Annotated in this window: 19 protein-coding genes; all 19 read right to left on the reverse strand. The window is 66.9% G+C overall.

All coding sequences use genetic code 11. The features are described from left to right. Positions 1-111: 111 nt before the first annotated feature. The 19 genes from IB261_RS04180 to IB261_RS04270 all read right to left on the reverse strand — a co-directional run bounded on the left by IB261_RS04180 (position 112) and on the right by IB261_RS04270 (position 17066). The gene (locus IB261_RS04180) at positions 112-1029 is read right to left on the reverse strand and encodes a dihydrodipicolinate synthase family protein (RefSeq protein WP_015475498.1); all 918 of its coding nucleotides are present in this window, start codon (positions 1027-1029) and stop codon (positions 112-114) included. 107 nt (positions 1030-1136) lie between these two features. Continuing rightward, positions 1137-2168, reverse strand: coding sequence for a trans-3-hydroxy-L-proline dehydratase (locus IB261_RS04185; protein ID WP_192381526.1), 1032 nt, complete (start codon positions 2166-2168; stop codon positions 1137-1139). 37 nt (positions 2169-2205) lie between these two features. Further along, complete coding sequence (locus IB261_RS04190) at positions 2206-2928, reverse strand: amino acid ABC transporter ATP-binding protein (protein WP_081517228.1); 723 nt, start codon at positions 2926-2928, stop codon at positions 2206-2208. Next, complete coding sequence (locus IB261_RS04195) at positions 2921-3571, reverse strand: amino acid ABC transporter permease (RefSeq protein WP_081517229.1); 651 nt, start codon at positions 3569-3571, stop codon at positions 2921-2923. Before IB261_RS04195 ends, IB261_RS04190 begins: the two co-directional genes overlap by 8 nt. Positions 3572-3582: 11 nt before the next feature. Next, positions 3583-4248, reverse strand: coding sequence for an amino acid ABC transporter permease (locus IB261_RS04200; protein ID WP_045216994.1), 666 nt, complete (start codon positions 4246-4248; stop codon positions 3583-3585). Then, positions 4248-5966, reverse strand: a complete 1719-nt coding sequence (gene lhpI, locus IB261_RS04205; protein WP_192381527.1) for a cis-3-hydroxy-L-proline dehydratase — start codon at positions 5964-5966, stop codon at positions 4248-4250. Before lhpI ends, IB261_RS04200 begins: the two co-directional genes overlap by 1 nt. A 70-nt stretch (positions 5967-6036) precedes the next feature. Then, entirely contained in the window at positions 6037-6843 is an 807-nt protein-coding gene (locus tag IB261_RS04210; protein ID WP_081517231.1) for an ABC transporter substrate-binding protein, read from the reverse strand. A 528-nt stretch (positions 6844-7371) separates the two neighbouring features. Then, the gene (locus IB261_RS04215) at positions 7372-8151 is read right to left on the reverse strand and encodes an AraC family transcriptional regulator (protein WP_081517232.1); all 780 of its coding nucleotides are present in this window, start codon (positions 8149-8151) and stop codon (positions 7372-7374) included. A gap of 163 nt (positions 8152-8314) precedes the next feature. After that, the gene (locus IB261_RS04220) at positions 8315-9562 is read right to left on the reverse strand and encodes an NAD(P)/FAD-dependent oxidoreductase (protein ID WP_192381528.1); all 1248 of its coding nucleotides are present in this window, start codon (positions 9560-9562) and stop codon (positions 8315-8317) included. Next, positions 9559-9795 (reverse strand): 2Fe-2S iron-sulfur cluster-binding protein, encoded by a 237-nt coding sequence (locus IB261_RS04225; protein ID WP_081517234.1) that lies wholly within the window; start codon positions 9793-9795, stop codon positions 9559-9561. The genes IB261_RS04220 and IB261_RS04225 overlap by 4 nt, the downstream gene beginning before the upstream one ends. Beyond that, positions 9788-10900, reverse strand: coding sequence for an NAD(P)/FAD-dependent oxidoreductase (locus tag IB261_RS04230; RefSeq protein WP_192381529.1), 1113 nt, complete (start codon positions 10898-10900; stop codon positions 9788-9790). Before IB261_RS04230 ends, IB261_RS04225 begins: the two co-directional genes overlap by 8 nt. Next, positions 10897-11841, reverse strand: a complete 945-nt coding sequence (locus IB261_RS04235) for a 4-hydroxyproline epimerase (RefSeq protein ID WP_192381530.1) — start codon at positions 11839-11841, stop codon at positions 10897-10899. Before IB261_RS04235 ends, IB261_RS04230 begins: the two co-directional genes overlap by 4 nt. Before the next feature lie 113 nt (positions 11842-11954). Next, a complete protein-coding gene (locus tag IB261_RS04240) occupies positions 11955-12629 on the reverse strand; it encodes a GntR family transcriptional regulator (protein ID WP_081517237.1) in 675 nt (224 codons plus the stop codon). A gap of 131 nt (positions 12630-12760) precedes the next feature. Continuing rightward, the gene (gene ispA, locus IB261_RS04245) at positions 12761-13648 is read right to left on the reverse strand and encodes a (2E,6E)-farnesyl diphosphate synthase (RefSeq protein ID WP_192224606.1); all 888 of its coding nucleotides are present in this window, start codon (positions 13646-13648) and stop codon (positions 12761-12763) included. Next, complete coding sequence (locus tag IB261_RS04250; RefSeq protein WP_081517239.1) at positions 13645-13890, reverse strand: exodeoxyribonuclease VII small subunit; 246 nt, start codon at positions 13888-13890, stop codon at positions 13645-13647. The genes ispA and IB261_RS04250 overlap by 4 nt, the downstream gene beginning before the upstream one ends. Positions 13891-14017: 127 nt before the next feature. Beyond that, the gene (locus tag IB261_RS04255) at positions 14018-14647 is read right to left on the reverse strand and encodes an START domain-containing protein (RefSeq protein ID WP_081517240.1); all 630 of its coding nucleotides are present in this window, start codon (positions 14645-14647) and stop codon (positions 14018-14020) included. Positions 14648-14969: 322 nt separating this feature from the next. Then, positions 14970-15500 (reverse strand): inorganic diphosphatase, encoded by a 531-nt coding sequence (gene ppa, locus IB261_RS04260; protein WP_081517241.1) that lies wholly within the window; start codon positions 15498-15500, stop codon positions 14970-14972. An 80-nt stretch (positions 15501-15580) separates the two neighbouring features. Continuing rightward, positions 15581-16399 carry a M90 family metallopeptidase gene (locus IB261_RS04265; protein ID WP_192224608.1) on the reverse strand — a complete coding sequence of 273 codons (819 nt, stop codon included), beginning with the start codon at positions 16397-16399 and terminating at the stop codon, positions 15581-15583. Positions 16400-16406: 7 nt separating this feature from the next. Further along, on the reverse strand, positions 16407-17066 hold the full coding sequence (locus tag IB261_RS04270) for a DedA family protein (protein ID WP_151189355.1): 660 nt from the start codon (positions 17064-17066) through the stop codon (positions 16407-16409). Positions 17067-17217 lie beyond the last annotated feature (151 nt).

Consider the following 17217-nt stretch of genomic DNA (forward strand, 5'->3'; position numbering starts at 1 on the left):
CCGTCGTCTCCGGTGGGCTTTGTGCGGGAGCGAGAGCCCCTCTCCCTAACCCTCTCCCTGAAGGGAGAGGGCGGGGGAGAGGGTTGCCCCGGACACTCGATACAAGTCGACTCAGAGCCCCACATCCGGCAGCTTCGGCCGGTTGGCCAGTGCCTTGGCCATGATCGTCTCCACGTGCTCGCGGTCGGCGCCCTGCAGCGCCAGGCGCGGCGGACGGGTAAGCGCGGTGCCGCGGCCGGCGATCTCTTCGCAGAGCTTGATGCACTGCACCAGGTCCGGGCGGGCGTCGAGGTGGAGGATCGGCATCAGCCATTCGTAGATCGGCATGGCCTCCTCATAGCGACCGGCCTTGCACAGGCGGAAGATGGTTTCGCCTTCCTGCGGGAAGACGTTGGACATGCCGGAAATCCAGCCTTCGGCGCCCACCGCGATGCTCTCCAGGACCACGTCGTCGAGGCCGGCGAAGAGGATGAAGCGGTTGCCCACTTCATTACGCACGTCGATGAAGCGGCGGGTGTCGCCGGAACTGTCCTTGAAGCAGACGATGTTCTCGCAGTCGGCCAGGGAGATGAGGATGTCCGGGGTGACGTCGTTTTTATAGATCGGCGGGTTGTTGTAGACCATCACCGGCAGGTCGGTGCTGGTGGCCACGCTGCGGAAGTGCGCGGCGGTCTCGTGGGGCTTGGAGGAGTAGACCAGCGCGGGCATCACCATGATGCCGTCGACGCCGACCTTCTGCACCGCCTTGGCCACCTGGGAGGCGCCGTGGCTGGTGAACTCGGCGATGCCACAGATCACCGGCACGCGGCCGCCGGAAGCGTCCTTGGCGACTTCGGTGACGGCCATCTTTTCCTCGATGGACAGCGAGGTGTTCTCGCCCACGCTGCCGCACACCACCAGGCCCGACACGCCGTCGCGCACCAGGTTGGAGATCACCTTGTGGGTGGCTTCCAGGTTGACCGAGAAATCGTCGTTGAACTGAGTGGTCACCGCGGGGAACACGCCACTCCAATTGACCTTCTTGCTCATGTTTGTCTCCAATTGTCGTATTTCGTATACGAAACGTCTGAAGGAAATCCCGCAGCATTTCGTCGTCGGGTGCCGCTACGCGGCGAATCAGGGTTGAAAAGGGGAAATCAGTAGCCGTTCGGCCAGGTGTCCGAGAGCCGGTAGCCTTCGGGCCACGGATCGGACGGGTCGAGCAGGTGCTGGTGGGTGCCGGTGATCCAGGCACGACCGGAGATGCACGGGTGGATCGCCGGTTTGCCGCCGACGCTGGTGAGGCCGTCGATGCGGCAGTGGAACTTGGAATCGATGATCGAGTGGCCGACGAAGCGTTCGCCGTCCTTCAGCTGGCCCTTGGCATGCAGCACCGCCATGCGCGCCGAGCAACCGGTGCCACAGGGCGAGCGGTCGATCTTGCCGGGGCGGATGACCACCGCGTTGCGGCCGTGCAGTACGCCGTCGACGCGCTCCACCGGAGCGGTCAGCTGGCAGAAGGAGATGTGCGCCCAGTCGTGGTTTTCCGGGTGCTTGAAGCTCAGTTGCTGGTTCGCCGCCTGGGTGATCTTCAGGCCGGTGGCGACCAGGTCGGCGGCCTCCGAGGCGTGCAGGGTGAAGCCCAGGGCGTGGGCATCGGCGAGCACAAAGCTGTCGCCGCCGTAGGCGGTATCCACCTGCAGCGAGCCGAGACCCTCTACCTCGATCCAGGCATCGAGCTTGTCGGCGAAGGAGGGCAGGTTGCGTACTTCCACACGCTGCACCTTGCCGTCCTTGCAGTCGGCCACCACCTCGATCAGCCCGCCGGGAGCTTCCAGGGTCAGGCGCGTCTGCGGCTCCTGCATCGGCAGGATGCCGCTGTCGAGCAGCACGGTGCTGACGCACAGCGAGTTGGAGCCGGACATGGGCGGCACGTCGGCCGGCTCCATGATGATCCAGGCCATCAGCGCGCGCGGGTCCTTGGGCGGGACCAGCAGGTTCACGTGGCGGAACACGCCGCCGCGCGGTTCATTGAGGACGAAGTTGCGCAGCACGTTGTCGCTGGCGATGAAGCGCGACTGCGCCCACACGGTGTCGCCCGGCGGCGGGGCGACGCCGCCGACGATGACGTCGCCGACCTCGCCCTCGGCATGGCAACTGACCACATGGATGATCTTGCTCGAACGCATGTCTGTCTCCTGTGCGAATGGGCCAATGAACGCGCGGTCAGTTCACCGAGCGGAGGAACTCCGCCGTCTCCGCCCGCTGCGGGTTGACGATCACCTGGTCCGGTGTGCCGATCTCGTGCACCAGTCCTTCGCGGAAGAACGCCACGCGGTCGGACACGTCGCGGGCGAAGCGGATTTCATGGGTCACCAGGACCATGGTCATGCCCTCTTCGGCGAGCAGGCGCATGGTGTCGAGCACCTCGCCCACCAGCTGCGGGTCGAGCGCCGAGGTGGCTTCGTCGAACAGCATGTAGTCCGGTGACATGGCCAGCGCGCGGGCGATCGCCATGCGCTGCTGCTGCCCGCCGGAAAGCTTCTGCGGGAACACCTTGAGCTTGTCGCCCAGGCCCACGTGCTTGAGCTGCTTCACCGCCATCGCCTCGGCTTCGTCCTTGGACAGCCCCAGCACCTTGCGTGGGGCGAGCATGACGTTCTCCAGCACGGTGAGGTGCGGGAAGGCGTTCCATTGCTGGAAGACGATGCCGATCTTCTGCCGCAGCTTGTTCAGGTCGGTGGTCTTGGCGTGGACCTCGATGCCGTCGACGCGGATCTTGCCGCGCTGGATCGGCTCCAGGCCGTTGATGCACATCAGCAGGGTGGACTTGCCCGAACCCGAGCCGCCGATGATCGAGACCACCTCGCCTTTCTTCACGGTCAGGCTCACGCCCTTGACCACTTCCAGATCGCCGTAGGCTTTGTGCACGTTGTCGATTTCAATCATTTTCCTGCCACCTTTTTTCCAGCCGGGCACCGAGGCGCGCCACGACCCAACTCATGAGGTAATAGATGACCCCGGCGACGCACAGCACCAGCAGGGGTTCCTGGATGCGCGTCACGATGGTCTGCGAGGCGCGGAGCAGTTCGACGATGCCGATCCACATGACCAGCGCGGTGTCCTTCATCACCCCCAGCACCAGGTTCAGCCAGCCGGGGAAGGCCACCCGCGCGGCCAGCGGCAGCACGATGTAGCGCAGGTCCTGCCAGTAGGTCAGACCCAGCGAGCGGCTCGCCCGGCGGATGTTCGGACCGACGGCGAGGATGCCGCTGCGGATGATCTCGGTGCAGAACGCCGCCGCGTAGATGCCCAGTACCAGGCAGCCGACGGTGAAGGCGCTCCAGTTCAGGCCGACGATGCTTTTCAGCGAGTTGAACAGTACGAACTGGATCAGCAGCGGCACGCTGCGGAAGATGTCGAGGAACCAGCCGACCGGCATCGTGGCGCGCGGCAGGGCGGCGCGCAGCCAGCCCAGCACGACGCCGGCGAGGGTGCCGATGAGCATGGCGCCGACGGTCAGCTTGACGGTGACCCAGGCCCCTTGCAGCAGGAACATCAGGTCGTTGACGGTGAAGCTCGTGGAAAACATGCGCGCTTCTCCTAGTAGCGGAACAGCCGCCAGCTCAACAGGCGGGCGACCGCCACGATGACCTTGGCGATGATGTAATAGAGCACCGCGGCCAGGGCGAAGTACTCGAAGGTGCGGAAGGTGCGCACGTTGAAGTCCTGGGTCACGCCGGTGAGGTCGTTGTTCAGGCCTACCACCACGCCCAGCGAAGTCATCAGCACCGCCCAGACCATCTGGTTCGTCAGCGGGTAATAGACGATGCGCAGCAGCTGCGGAACGATGATCATCCGGTACGCCTGGAAGGCGCTCATGCCCAGCGAGCGCGCGGCGCGCATCTGGGTGTCCGGCACGGCCTTGAGGCCGCCGCGGAAGTTCTCCGCGAGGTAGCCGGCGTTGTTGAAGGTGATCCCCGCCAGCAGCGCCACCCAGGAGCTGACGTGCAGGCCGAAGGAACCCAGGCCGAAGTAGAGGATGTAAATCTGGAACAGCGACGGGGTGTTGCGCGCGATGGACACCCAGGTATCGGCGAAGCCCTTGAGCAGCGGGTTCTTCATCTGCCGCATGACGGTCAGCAGCAGTGCGATGAGCACGCCCAGGATCATCGACAGCGCGGCCGTCTCCAGGGTCACCCAGGCGCCGCCGAGCATGTCCGGCAGGGCCTTGAAGGCGGAACGCCAGTGGAAGCTGTAGTTGAACATCAGCGTACCCCCTCGCACAGCCAGCTGGGCACGCCGCCATCGGCGCGCGCGCTGCAGGCCGCCTCGACGCACGCGGCAAGGCTGCCGAAATGCACCTGGCGCCCGGCCAGGCCCGGACCGTAGTGGGCGTACTTCGCCGAGTTGGTCATCAGCGTGGTGCAGGCCGGCGGGATCACCGGTTCGCCGATCATGCACCAGCAGGTGTCGTTGAGCAGCTGCGCGCCGAAGTCTTCCAGCACCTTCACGTCTCCGGCGGCGCGGGCCTTCTCCTGCACGGCGCGGCCCAGTGCGATGACCAGCGCGACGCCCGGATGCTTGCGGCGCCCGGCGACGAGCTTCGCCAGGTCCGCGCACTCGCTGGCGGAGAAGTGCGGGTTGCCCAGCGAGACCAGTTGCACGGTCGGCTCGCTGGCGTGGTCCAGTTCACGCCAGGAGGCGACCAGGTCCGCCGGGGTGACGCGCAGGTGCTGCAGCGGCGCCTTGTTGCCCAGGGCGGTGGTGGCGTCCGGCGCTTCCGGGGTGACCCCGGCAATGTGGAACATCGGCGCGGCGGAAGTGGTGGCGAAGGCCGCGCCGAAGGCTTTCAGCGCATCGCTGTCCGGGGCCAGCGGCTGCAGGCCGTCGACCACCGGGATACGCGAGCCGCACAGCTCGCCGATGTGGTAGCCGAGCAGCGGGAAGATCGATTCGTCGTGGGCGGCCGGCAGCTCGACATCGATCCGCAGCGTGGCCAGCCGGCCCTCGTCGCGGTGGCTGCCAACATTCGGCGCGCGGCCGGTGAGGGCGATGCAGATGTCGAGGTAATCCGGGTATTTCAGGGTCCGCGCGCCGAGCACGCTGTTGGCGTACACCACGGCGTTGGACTCGGCCCAGACCACCTGGTCGCCGAGGCTCGGCTTGCTGTCCAGCAGGTAGGGCGCGCAGGTGTAGCTCATCTGCGCGCCCATCTCCATGTAGGCATCGCCCAGCGCGGCGGCGGGTTCGCCGAAGGCCTTGTCGACGCCCAGCTCGCGCCAGCGGCGATGGTCCACGGAGATGGAGTTGAGGGTGGTCGGCACCTTCACCTGGCCGCCCCAGTCCGCCAGCTGGCGGGCGAAGCGCAGGCTCGCGGGGCCGGTATAGATGCAGCCGTCGATGTGCGCCTGGGCGACATCGAGCAGGTCTTTCGCGCCTTGCAGCGCGGCCATGCGCAGGACGATCTGCATGGCGGCCTGGGCGGCTTTGCCGTGCTTGCCGTCGAGCAGCTCGTGGTCGCCGGCATTCAACGCCAGGCCTTCCGGCAGCGGGCCGGCATCGTTGGCCATCACGCCCTGCCAATTATCGGCAGGGCGCTCGGCGCTGAGTGTTACCTGACCGTCTTCGATACGGGCCCAGCCGCCCGCGGACAACTGCTCGAAACCTTCGCGACCCAGGCACAGCACCGGAATGGAGCGGCCGAACAACGCCTGCGCCACCAGCACGCCGAGGGTGAGGATTTCGTCCGGCTCGGCCAGCAGCAGGGCTGCGGGCGCGTGGCCGTTGAGCAGTATTTCCAGCATCACGCTGCTGCCGGTACAGGAGCCGCGTCCGCTGGGAATCGCCAGCACCCGGCCGGGCAGGAAGCTGCCCGACAGCGGATGGTGGCGGTCGATGACCTCGCCCGTGAAAGGCTCGACGCCTCCCCAGAAGCTCAGCCCGGTGTCGGCGGACAGTAGCGCCCCTTCGGCGCTACCCCCCATCAGGACCCGCCCTGTCAGGCGTGAGTCCCGCACCCTTGAAGCCTGCATCGAAGACATGTCGCACCCGCTGTCAGTAGTACACGTGGGGAACGGTGAGATCGACCGGGGTGCCGCCGACCCACTTCTCATACAGCTCGGCGTAGCGGCCGGTGCGGACCTGCTGGTTGACGAAGAGGTTGAGGTAATGGATCAGGCCGTACTCGTTGCGTGCGGCGGCCAGCGAGACGTAGTCGATCACGTAGGGCGCGTTGCCCACGACCTTCAGGCCCTTGTACTTGCCGGACTTGAGGGTGGAAGCGGCGACGGTGTTGGTCACCACGGTGGCGTCGATGTGGCCCTGGGCGACGGCGAGGATGGTGTCGTTCTGGCTCTGGTAGGCGCGGAAGCTGCCCTTGCCGGCCCACTTCTTCACGTCCTTCTCCAGCGCGATGGCTTCATAGGTGCCGCTGGTGTTGCCCACCGGACGGTCCTTGAGATCGTCGTATTTCGTGATGCCGGTGTCCTCGCGGGTCAGCACCACCATCTGGAAGGCGAAGTAGGGGATAGTCATGGCGACTGTCTTGGCGCGCTCCAGGGTGTCGGAGGTGGAGGCGACGATCACGTCGGCACGGCCGGAAACCAGCGCCGGGATACGATCGGGGAAGGGCGTCTCGACGACTTCGGCGGTGACGCCGAGCACTTTCGCCAGGTCGTTGCAGTAGTCCACGTCGAAGCCGACCGGGTTGTTCTGTGCATCGCGCGAGCCCATGGGCGGGAAGTCCAGGGTCACGGCGCAGCGCAGCTTGCCGGATTCGATGATGTCGTCGAGCTTGTCGGCCTGGGCCTGACCGACGAGGAACACAGCGGTGAGGGCTAGAGCAATTCGGGAGAATTTCATTGGGGCCTCTCTGAGTCAGTGTTGTGCAGCAGTTTTTGTATTATGGATTTCGTATACGATATTTTTTAGAGCAAGGCATGTGCCAGAAACCACTCGGGTGTGACCCATGGGTCGCAAGGCCCGGTGTTTGGGGGATTGGTTGCTGGGAGCCTTCCGAATTAACTGTAGGCGGGTTCTGCGCGCTGTTACCAAATGAAGCAGGAGTGCGTTTCGCTGCCCCTTATGGGAGCACTCCGCCGAGCAGCACTTCCCTTGTAGGAGCGGGCCATGCCCGCGATCGCGCGCATGGCGCGCTCCTACAGAGAGCATCGGTGCTGAGGCTGATCGCGAACCGCCATGCCCCGTAGGAGCGGATTCATCCGCGATGCTCTTGCGCGGCGGGCAGCGATCGCGGACGGAGTCCGCTCCTACGCCAGGTTCGATATCCGCAGCCCCGTAGGGCGCATAAAGCGGCACGCTTTATCCGCCATCTCGCGGTTGGGCTGACGGCGGATAACGCCGTAGGCGTTATGCGCCCTACGGGGCTTGTCAGTTGGAAGTGATCTGCGACTCGCGGTACTGCGTCGGCGACAGCCCGGTGAGCGCGCGGAACTGTCGGCTGAACGCGCTGTGGTCGGTGTAACCGCAGCGCAGGGCGATCTCGGTGATCGGCAGGTCTTCGCCCAGCAGGCGGGTGGCTGCGCCCAGGCGTGCCTTGTGGATCATCTGCCGCGGGGTCAGTTGGAAGATGCGCTTGCAGTGGCGCTCCAGCTGGGCCACGGACAGCCCGGCCAGCTCGGTCAGCTCGCCGAGGTTGATCGGCTTGTCGAAGTGCTCGCGGATGTAGGCGTCCACCGCTGCCAGGCGCTGGTACGCCGGGTGCGTGGATTGCGCCGCCTGCAGGTCGCTGGAAATCCCCGCCATGCCGATCACCGCGCCGGCCGCATCGCGCAGCGCCAGCTTGTGGGTCAGGCACCAGCCGGGTTGGCGGCCGGGATAGAGGTGCAGTTCCAGCTGGTCGCTGAGCTGGCCGCCGGTTTCCAGCACGCGGCGGTCCTGCTCGGTGTAGACCGGACCGAAGCGCGAGGGGAAGACTTCCTCGGCGGTGCGCCCAAGCAGTTCGCTGGCGTCCTTCACGCCGCAGCGCCGCGCCAGGGTCTGGTTGACCAGCACATAGCGGGCCGCGGTGTCCTTGATGAAGAACACCACGCCGGGCATGGCATCGAGCAGCGGGGCTATCTGCCGGAAAGTCTGCAGCAGGCTGTCCAGGTCGCGGGCGCCCTGGGGGATCAGGTCGTGCATCGGGAAGCGGGTCGGCTGTCGGAACATGGCGAAAGGTACGGTGCAAAGTGGCGAGGTGGCGGGGCGCTGTCAACTCGTAGGGCGCATAAAGCGGAAGCTTTATCCGCCGCCTTGGCTTCGATGTGGCGGCGGGTGGCGGATAACGCCAAAGGCGTTATGCGCCCTACGGGACAGGCGCAGTCTTCAGTCTTCAGTCTTCGGCCAGCTGCAACAGGGTTTCCACCCGCGCAGGGCTGAAGGGCGGGCGCGGGGCCGGCGGTTGCCAGCCGAACAGTTGCTGCGCCGCTGCGCCGCACACCCGGCCCTGGCAGGCTCCCATGCCGCAGCGGCTGGCGAGCTTGGCGGCGGTCCAGTCCGGCTTGCCGGCCAGCACCGAGTAGGGCACGTCCTCGCAGCGGCAGACGAGGGTGTCCGGCTGGGCCAACTGGTTCAGGCGCGGGTCGAGGGTGAAGTCGCGCCTCAGGGCGTCGGCAAAGCTCTGCCAGCGCTGGCGCTGCGACCATAGCTCGCGCGCGCGGTCGTGCTCACCCACTGCGGCGTGGCCGGCTATGCGGCCTTCCACCAGGGCTTTCTCCGAGCCGCCGAAGCCGGTGCATTCGCCCGCCGCATAGATGCCATCCCGGCTGCTCGCCTGCCAGGCATCGACGCGGATCGCGCCGTCGTCCACCGTGCACCCCAGCGCCTGGCCGAGCTGCACGTTGGGAATCAGGCCAAAGCCGCAGGCCAGCCGGTCGCAGGCGATTTCCTTCAGCTTGCCGCCCTGGCTGATGCGTACGCCTTCCAGGTGATCGCTACCCAGGGCGGCGACCACATGGCTGTCGGCGCGGTAGGCCGGGTCATACAGACCGAGGGACTGCAGCAGCTTGTTCGGCCAGCGCGGCAGCTTCATGGCGAACCGCGCGAGCGCAGGCCAGGACGCCTGCTCGGCGATACGCAGGATTTTCGCGCCGTTGGCGCGGGCAGTGGCGGCGCTGGCGAGCAGCAGCGGGCCGCTGCCGGCGATCACCACGCGTTGCCCATCCACCGGCAGCCCGCCTTTGACCAGCGCTTGCAGGCCGCCCGCGCCGGTAACGCCGGGCAGCGTCCAGCCGGGGAAGGGCAGCAGCAATTCGCGGGCGCCGGTGCAGAGGATCAGCTTGCGGTAGTCCAGCCGCCAGCCGCGCTCGTAGTCCTCCAGCAGCAGGCCGCGCTCGCCGGCCAGCGCGACCACGCGCGTGCCGTTGTGAATCCTGATATTGGCGCAGGCAGCCACTTGCTCGCGTAGCTCGGTGGCGGCACGCGGCAGGTGTGCATTGGGCCCGTCGCGCCAGATCTGCCCACCGGGCAGCGGGTTGTCGTCGAGGATGACGATGCTCGCGCCGCTGGGCGCGGCAGCGAGGGCGGCGGACAGCCCGGCCGGGCCGGCGCCGATGATGACGATATCGGCCGCAGCGTTCATGGGCGGGTCTCCACCTGCATGCCGTCGCGGCACAGGGTCTGGCAGGCCAGGCGACGCTGGCCGTCGATGCTCACCCGGCATTCCTGGCAGACGCCCATGCCGCACAGTGGCGCGCGGCGCTGGCCGCTGACCGAGGTCCGTGTGGTGCCGTCACCGCCCAGGGCGAGCGCAGCGGCGACCGTGGTGCCGGCGGCGACCCGCAGCGGGCGGCCGTCGAGGATCAGCTCAGGCATGGGCGTTGGCTCCGAGGAAGCGGTGCGGGGAATAGGGCTCGGCCGGCAGCGGCAGCGGCTCATCGCACAGCTGCGCGGCGAGCAGGTCGGCGGTGCCGGGGGCGGTGGTCACACCCAGGCCTTCGTGGCCGACCGCCAGCCACAGGCCGGGGCGCTGCGGGTGTTCGCCCACCAGCGGCATGCCATCGGGGCTGGCGGCGCGGAACCCGGCCCAACTGCGAATCACATTGAGGTTGGCCAGGCCGGGCATGTAGTCCACGGCGCGGCGCAGCATCTTCGCCAGCATCCAGCCCTCCACCTGCGGGTCGGTGGTGCCGAACTGCCGCGAAGCTCCGATGAACAGCTGGCCGGTGGGGCGCGGCTGGATGTTGCAGGCCACCGAGGGGCCGCTGGCATTGTGTGCGCTGGTCACGTAGCCCAGCTCGACCAGGGTGCGGCGCACCTTGCCGGGGTAGCGGTCGGTGATCAGCAGGTGGCCCTTCTTCGGCTCGATGGGCAGGCCGGGGCACAGCTCGCCGGCCTGGATGCCGTTGGCCAGCACCACGGCCCTGGCGCTCAGCCATTGGCCGCTGTCGAGGCGCACGCGGGGTTCGTCGATCTCCACCACTTTCGCCTGGCGCTGGCGGATCGGTTTCAGAGCCGATTCCAGCAGCCAGGCGGCGGCGCGCGGCGCGTAGAGAATGCCGTCGCCGGTGATCTCCAGCCCGCCGTGCAGGTCGCTGCGCAGCTCGGGTTCTTCCTGCTGCAGCTCGGCGTTGTTCAGTAGTCTGGCGGCGACGCCGTGCTCGCGGAGGACGGCGAACTTGCGTTCCGCTTCGGCCATCTCTTCATCATTGGCGGCCAGCCACATCGTGCCGTTGCTGCGGTAGGCGCACTCGGCGGGCATGTCGTGGCCCCACTCGCGCCAGCGCTGCAGCGAGTAGTTGCTCAGCGCCAGTTCGGCGGCGTTGTCGTCGAGCACCAGCAGGTGCCCCATGCCGACGGCGGTGGCGCCGGGCAGGCGCGCATCCAGCACCAATACGTCCAGGCCGCGGCGGGCGAGGGCGTGGGCGCAGGCGGCACCGACTATGCCGGCGCCGATGACGATGATATCGGCATCGCTCACGGGCGGATGCCCCAGGCGAAGGGATCGTCCCCTTCCAGCAGCAGGGTGGCCTCGGCGCTGAGGTTGGCGCGCCCACGGATGGTCGGGATGATGCGGCCCTCGGAGGGTTCTCCAATCCACTCGAAGCGCCCTTCGAACTGGCTGCCGATCACGCTGGCCTGGCGCCAGGCGTCGCCGGCAGCGAGTTTGCCGTCGGCGGCGAGGCAGGCCAGCTTGGCGCTGGTGCCGGTGCCGCAGGGCGAGCGGTCGTAGGCCTTGCCGGGGCAGAGCACGTAGTTGCGGCTGTCCGCTTCCGGGTCGTCGGCGAACAGTTCGATGTGGTCGATCAGCCCGCCGTCTTCGCCACGGATGCCCTGGTCTTCCAGCGCCTTCTGCACGGCGACGGTGTAGGCGGTCAGCTCATCGAGGTTGTCGCCGGCGACGCGCAGGCCGTGATCGGAGATCAGGAAGAACCAGTTGCCGCCCCAGGCGATGTCGCCGTGCACCAGCCCATGACCGGGCACTTCCACCGGAACCTGTTTGCGGTAGCGGTAGGAGGGGACGTTGCGCACGCTCACCGAGCGGTCATCGTGCAGGGTCGCTTCGACGGTGCCCACCGGCGTCTCGATCCTGTGCGTGCCGGGACCGATGCGACCCAGGTGCGCCAGCGAGACCACCAGGCCGATGGTGCCGTGGCCGCACATGCCCAGGTAGCCGGTGTTGTTGAAGAAGATCACCCCGGCGCAGGCGCTCGGGTCCACCGGCTCGCAGAGCAGCGCGCCGACCAGCACGTCGCTGCCGCGCGGCTCCAGCACGGTCGCGGCGCGCCAGCTGTCGTGCTGCTCGGCCAGCAGCGCGCGGCGCTCGGCCATGCTGCCCTTGCCCAGATCGGGGAAGCCGTCGAGCACCAGGCGAGTGGGTTCGCCGCCGGTGTGGGAATCGAGAACCTGGATGCGTTTCATGCTGCCCCCTGGGGTGGTCTTGTGATTGACCCTAGGGTGGCGCGGCGCGGGGATTGCAGCTTGAGGGTTTTCCGCCGGGTCGATGATGAAATCGGCACAGCGGGCAGTTTTGTCTAACTCGGCGTCGGCCGGTTCGGCAGGTGCTCGTAGAGCGTGCGGCAGACGCCGTTGATGTGCTCTTCCAGCAGGCGTGCGGCGCGGTCGGCGTCGCCGGCGCGGCAGGCGTCGAGGATGTCGTGGTGCTCGTGGTCGGCGCGTTCCTTGCCGTCGGACATGCTCATCTGCAGGCGCAGGTAGCGTTCCACCTTGTCGTGGATCGAGCGGATCAGGCCGACCAGGTACGGCCGCTGCGCCGGTTCGTAGAGGCAGGCATGCAGTTCCCAGTTCAGTTCGGCCCAGCGGCCGATGTCATCCTCGCCGACGAACTCGGCACAGATGCTCTCGGCGCGGGCGAAGGTCTGCGCGCTCATGTTGGGGATCGCCAGGCGCAGCGCCTGGACTTCCAGCACCACGCGCACCTCGAACATCTGCGCCAGTTCCGGTTCGGAAATCTTCGTCACCAGCGCGCCCTTGTTGCGCTGGAACTCCACCAGGCCTTCGGCTTCCAGGCGCTTGAGCGCCTCGCGCACGGGGATCTTGCTGACGTTGAAGATCTGCGCGATGTCGTCCTGGCGGATCGGCTCGTGTTCCGCCATCTGGCCGGAAATGATCGCTTCGCGCAGATGCTTGGCGATGGTCTCCGAGGCGGAGGGGACGATACCCAGGTTGGGAGCGTTGCGTAGCGGCACGATGCAGTCCGGTCAGGTGGCTGTTGTCGGATATGGTATACGAAATCCCTGCCATGCAGTGAAGCACCGGCAAGCGGTCATCGCAATGGGTGACTCACGGGATTTGCACACGCAATGCGCGTGCCGGGGAATCAGTGGCGGCGTTCGACGATGTAGCGGGCGAGGGCACGCAGCGGTTCGGCGTTGTCGCCGAAACCCTCCAGCGCGGCCAGCGCCTGATCGCGCAGGGCCAGGGCGTAGGCCTTGGCGGCGTCGAGGCCGAGCAGGGCGGGATAGGTCGGCTTGTCGTGGGCCTGATCCTTGCCCTGGGTTTTGCCGAGGGTGGCGGTATCGCTTTCCACGTCGAGGATGTCGTCCTGCACCTGGAACGCCAGGCCCACGGCCTCGGCATAGCGGCGCAGGGCTTCCAGCGCCTCGGTCGTGGCGCGGCCGCTGGCGAGGGCGCCGAGCTGCACGCTGGCTTCGATCAGCGCGCCGGTCTTGTGCCGGTGCATGGTCTCCAGCGCTGCCTGGTCGATCTTGCGGCCGACGGATTCCAGGTCGATGGCCTGGCCGCCCACCATGCCGGCGGAACCGGCGGCGCGGGTCAGGGCCAGCAGCATGTCCAGGCGAGTCTGGGCATCCTGCGGATTGAGTTGTGCGTTACCGATCACCTCGAACGCCAGCGCCTGCAGGCCGTCGCCGGCAAGGATCGCGCAGGCTTCGTCGAAGGCGATGTGGGTGGTCGGCTGGCCGCGGCGCAGGTCGTCGTCGTCCATGGCCGGGAGGTCGTCATGTACCAGGGAATAGGCGTGAATCAGTTCCACCGCGCAGGCCGCGCCATCAGCGCGTTCGGCTTCGCCACCCAGGGCTTCGCAGGCCGCGTAGGCCAGCAACGGACGCACGCGCTTGCCGCCGTTGACCACGCTGTAGCGCATGGCGGCGTAGATGCGGTTGAGTTCTTCACGAGGGGCGACGAAGAGTTTTTCCAGCGCAGCATCGACACGCGCCGTGCAGCGCGCCTGGTACGCAGCGATCATGCGTCGTCGCCTTCCGGATCGAAGGGCGCTTCGCTCAGCTCGCCGTCGCGTTCCAGCAGGATCTGCACCTTCTGCTCCGCCTGGGTCAGCGCTGCCTGGCAGTCGCGGGTCAGGCGGATGCCCTGCTCGAAGGCACCCAGCGAGTCCTCCAGCGACAGCTCGCCGCTTTCCAGGCGCTCCACCAGCGTTTGCAGCTCGGCGAGGGACTGTTCGAAGTCGAGGGAAGCTTTCTTGCGGGCCATGCGGACATCTCGGCGGGGGTATTCGGAAACCTCGCGACACTAGCAGAGACGGGGCTTGCGGGCAAATCTTCGGCCAGGCTGCCGGCGAGTGTGCAAGTGCAGCCAGCGGTACTTTCGGCCTGTTTTTCTAGTAGCCGCCGTCGCGGACGCCCTGGTGTTCCGCCACCACCTTCAGCATGCGCAGCGACTCGAAGGGCGCGTCGACCACGAACTGGTTCGCCAGCCAGGACGGCACGCTGCCGCCGGGTTCGCCGCGCATTTCGTAGGTGACCTCGGTGAGCTTCGGGCCCTTGGGGACCATCTGCCAGGTGCCGGAGACGCTGGGCACACGGATGCGGTCCTTCACCGGCGGGATATAGTCCGGAGCGGCCTGCAGGTGGCGGATCATGCCGCCGTCGGGGGTTTCCTCGGTGCTCACCCTCAGCACCAGGTCGCGTGGGGCGGCGGGCCAGGGGAGCTTGGTGTCGAGGTAGACCCAGATGGCTTCGTCGCTGTACTTGAGCAGGCGCATCTGCGCGCAGGCATAGAGCCACGCGCAGGAAACGCGCAGGTTCTCCTGCAGGTGGCCGAGGGTGGCAACGTCGGCGTTCACCAGCGTCACGCCACGGAAACTCTTGTAGTGCGAGCCGGGCACTTCGCTCAGGTAGACCCGCACGCCGTCCTTGTCCTTGGCAAGCTTCCACTCCGCCGCCTGCGCATGGACAAGCGCAGGGCCTGTCAGCAGGAGGGCAAGCAGCAGGTATGGCGAGCGTTTCATGACAACGGACCGGCGGGGGAATAGTCCGATCTTATGCCTGGCCCGTGACAGCGGCGCATTGGCCGGCGAGCGGTCTGGCGGGGGATTGCGCAGGCTGCGCGAGTGCAAATCGCAGGCATTAAAAAAGCCGGCTTGTGGCCGGCTTTCAGGGGGTGGTCCAACCTTACTTCTGGTAGGGCGGACCGCCTTGATTCTGTGGCAACGCAGCGAGCTGCGTGCGGGGGCGAAGATGGTAGCAAAGTCGGGACGAAAAGCCTAATCCCGGTCATGAAAAAGCCCCGCCTGGGCGGGGCTCTTCACAGCGCGGTCACCCGCGCCACCATCACTTGGCCTGGAAGGCAGCGACGGCCTTGTTGATGTAGTCGTGAGCCTGGGCGGTGTCGCCCCAGCCTTCGACCTTCACCCACTTGCCCTTCTCGAGATCCTTGTAGTTCTCGAAGAAGTGCTTTATCTGCTCCAGCAGCAGGGCCGGCAGGTCGGTGTATTCCTTCACGTCGTGGTACAGCACGCTCAGCTTGTCGTGCGGCACGGCGATCAGCTTGGCGTCGCCGCCGGCTTCGTCGCTCATGTTCAGTACGCCAACCGGACGGGCGCGGATCACCGAGCCCGGAGCGACCGGGTACGGGGTCACGACCAGCACGTCCAGGGGGTCACCGTCGTCGGCCAGGGTGTTCGGAATGAAGCCGTAGTTGGCCGGGTAGAACATCGGGGTGGCCATGAAACGGTCGACGAACAGGCAGTCGGTGTCCTTGTCGATTTCATACTTGATCGGCGCGTGGTTGGCCGGGATCTCGATGGCGACGTAAATGTCGTTCGGCAGGTCTTTGCCAGCCGGGATGCTGCTGTAGCTCATGGACGACTCCAGATAGTGGTCGGGCCGAAAAAGTGCGGCGGATTATAGGCAGATTGCCGTGTCCAAGCCACAGACATCGCCTAGTGCGCCTGAGTTTCCTGATATTCGGGGTGATCGGCCTGAAGCTTGTGCAGGCGCGAGAGCGGATCTTGCCGGTAGAACAGCGAAAGCTGTTCATAGACTTTGGGATAGGCCCCCCAAAGGAGGTCCGGAGCGGTAAAGAAGTACTCGCTGGTGACGGCGAAGAACTCGGCCGGATTCTCCGCCGCGTACGGGTCGATGGCGGTGTGCGCCTGCGGGTCGTGGTCCAGCTGGCGGTTCAGGTCGTCGTAGGCAGCCTGCATGGCGCCGGCCCAGTCGGCGACGCGCATGTCGCGGTGCAGCGGCGGCAGGCCGTTGGCATCGCCATTGAGCATGTCGAGCTTGTGTGCCAGTTCGTGGATCACCAGGTTGTAGGCATCCCAGCCGCCGCCGCTTTCCACGCCGGGCCAGGCGAGGATCACCGGGCCCTGCAGCGAGGTCTCGCCGGCGCGCTCGTCGTCGAACTCGTGCAGGACGCCCGCCGGGTCGCGGTGCTTCTGCGGGCTGACGAAGTCGTCGGGGTAGAGGACCAGCTCATGGAAGCCGCCGTACCAGTTCAGGTCCGGCAGGTGCAGCAGCGGCAATTCTGCCTGGGTGGCCAGCAGCAGGCGGCGGTAGTCGTCCAGCTCGATGCCGGGCAGCGGTGAGAGGCGCTTGTCGCGCAGGAACAGCAGCGCCCGCTCACCGAGCCGGCGCAGCTCTTCTTCGCTCAGGCCGTCGAGGATCGGCAGGTGTCGGCGCACCTGCGCCCACAGCGCTGCGTCTAGCGGATAGCGGGCGAGGAAGCGCCGGCGGCGCCAGGCGCTGAACGACCACATGGGCGGATCAGTGCTCGCCGGGCTGGGCCTTGGCCGAGGGGCGCATCTTGTGGCGGATGAAACCGATCAGCATGGGCACCAGGGAGAAGGCGATGATGGCGACGATCATCACCGAGAGGTTCTGCTTGATGAACGGCACATTGCCGAAGAAGAAGCCCAGGGTCACCAGGCCGCCGACCCAGGCGATGCTGCCGGCCACGCTGAAGAACAGGAAGCGCGCATAGGGCATGTAGGCCATGCCGGCGACGAAGGGGGCGAAGGTCCGCACGATGGGCAGGAAGCGCGCCAGGGTCACGGTCTTGCCGCCGTGGCGTTCGTAGAAGGCGTGGGTCTGGTCCAGGTAGTCGCGGCGGAAGATTTTCGAGTCCGGGTTGCTGAACAGGCGTTTGCCCAGGGTTCGGCCGATCACGTAGTTGGTGCTGTCACCGCTGATCGCCGCAAGCAGCAGCAGGCTGCCGAGCATCCATGGGTCCATGCCGCCCGCGGCGCAGATGGCGCCGGCGATGAAGAGCAGGGAGTCGCCCGGCAGGAAGGGCGTCACCACCAGACCGGTCTCGCAGAAGATCACCAGGAAGAGGATGGCGTAGATCCAGGTGCCATAGTTGGCCACCGCCAGCGACAGATAGGTGTCGAGGTGGAGAATCAGGTCGATCGGGTTGAATTCCATGAGAAGCCTGTCTGACAACAAGGTGAACGGCCGGGCCGCCCATTATAAGGCGCGGCCGGGCTGCCGGGGGCGCGCTCCGTCGAATCCTGCGACGGAGGTCCGCGGGAGGATATTACAGCTTCTGCGTGAAAATCCTGTCGCTGTGAACGCG

This window comes from Pseudomonas sp. PDM20 (assembly GCF_014852575.3).
In the GTDB taxonomy this organism is placed as follows: Bacteria; Pseudomonadota; Gammaproteobacteria; order Pseudomonadales; family Pseudomonadaceae; genus Pseudomonas.